At 50.3% G+C, this 1,625-nt stretch carries 2 protein-coding genes; both read right to left on the bottom strand.

The features are described from left to right. A partial coding sequence (locus VE954_RS35060; RefSeq protein WP_324961865.1) for a chondroitinase-B domain-containing protein occupies nt 1–764 on the bottom strand: 764 nt, incomplete at its 3' end. Nucleotides 765–1,420: 656 nt separating this feature from the next. After that, nucleotides 1,421–1,625 (bottom strand): DDE-type integrase/transposase/recombinase (locus VE954_RS35055; RefSeq protein WP_324961863.1); only part of this gene is annotated, 205 nt, incomplete at its 5' end.

The raw sequence follows: 1,625 nt of genomic DNA, 5'->3' as shown, positions 1-1,625 counted from the left end.
ACGCCGAAGAGTTCCACGAAACCGCCATCCCTGCCATAGTCAAAACTTGGCGCGACACAGTTTTCTCCACGATTGTATGATAGTTCATTGTCAGTGTTCTCGAGCCAGAAGCAGTTGGCACCAAAATCATTGGCTCCACTCCTGGGCTTATTTGGATCCCTTTGGTCGTTCACAATCATATGGAGGTCGTGGACGAAGTTTCTCGTAACGAGGTTGAATTTGCCGAAGACTTGAACCCCGATGCCGACATTGGTGATCTCGTTGTGGCGGATGATATTATGATCCGCACCCTCGTTAATCATGACACCACGAGCATTGGCATTGCGGAGCAAAAGACCCTCAACAATAATGTAACTGCCCTTCAGTTCGACTGCGGCCCCCCAGCGTCCTGCGCCAGAGTTCTCAATAACAGGAGACTTCATCTCCTGCACAGGCTTATTTTCATCACCATAAGCTTCGATGGTAATGGGAGCTTCAGGGGTGCCCGAATCCTTCACAACCAGTCCTATATCCCAGGCCGAACCGCGTTTAAGCCGGACCACATCACCAGGCAGAAGCTTCATGGCGTTGATTTTATTCAGTGACTGCCAGGGCGTTTCAGGCGACGTCCCGGGAGACACATCCGATCCTGCTACACTGTCGACATGGAAGATCCGGGGGCCACGGCCGGAATCCGCCAGATTTGAATCGCTGCTACGCGACTCGCATCCCAGGATACCGCCAACCAAAAGCCAGGACAGAACACCAATCTCAAATCTTTTCATACTGTTCACTCCATCAGTTAGACAAGCAACAAGGATACTTTTCCAAATCATTTTTCGCGTTTTGCAAAATCCAATCGTTGTAGAGAAATCGGCCCAATTTAGGGCATTTCAGTTGGGCTGTGCAACGCGACTTTTGAAAGGGCTTTCGATTACATGGCCAGTGTGCAAATACTCACCGCCACCTAAGACTCGCTGTCAGGTCCGAATCGCAGGAGATAATGGCTCCTGTACACCGGCTCCGACTGACAGTGGATACTTTTCCTGGGCCAACATCCTGTTTCGCGACGAGGCGCCCAGCAACAACATCAAGGTGATTTTTTTGAGCCTTTTGATCACAGGCATTTACGATCTGGATGGCGGCTAAACTAGGAGGCAGGACTCTTTGTTTCTTCATGAACATGTCTTCTTTCCTCTTCAACTCAGTCATCACAACTTCCGCAACAACAGTCACTCCTCAAGCCTTACAGGAGTTCGTAAGCCTCAGCTTGACCAGGGTTGTGGCCGGGCGGGTTGTGGCCCTAAAGCAGCTCAGAGGTTTTTGAAAAGGCCACCAAGTTTCGGAATAATCTTACCGGGCAGGGTCTCAGGCGAAGGCTCTGTCGCAAACATTTCCAAGGTCGAAGTGAGTTTCTGAAGGGATCATTCCCCGGACGCAGTTATCCTGCGAGGGCGTAAAACTGCTCGAATGAAGTGGAGCCCTGAATATCGATCTGACCTTTTTTGATCATGGCCATCATCTCGATTCCGGCAATGATTTTTGCGGCCGACATGAATGTTTTAAAGCCCAGCATCGGCCTCGTCCTTTGCCTCACCCGCCTGTGATCCTGCTCAATAAGGTTATTGAGATACTTCACCTGTCTG

Origin of the sequence: Oligoflexus sp., assembly GCF_035638955.1 — a bacterium.
Taxonomy (GTDB): Bacteria; Bdellovibrionota_B; Oligoflexia; order Oligoflexales; family Oligoflexaceae; genus Oligoflexus.
Note: the sequence above shows the minus strand (reverse complement) of the source record. Positions and strands in the feature narration are given on the sequence as shown.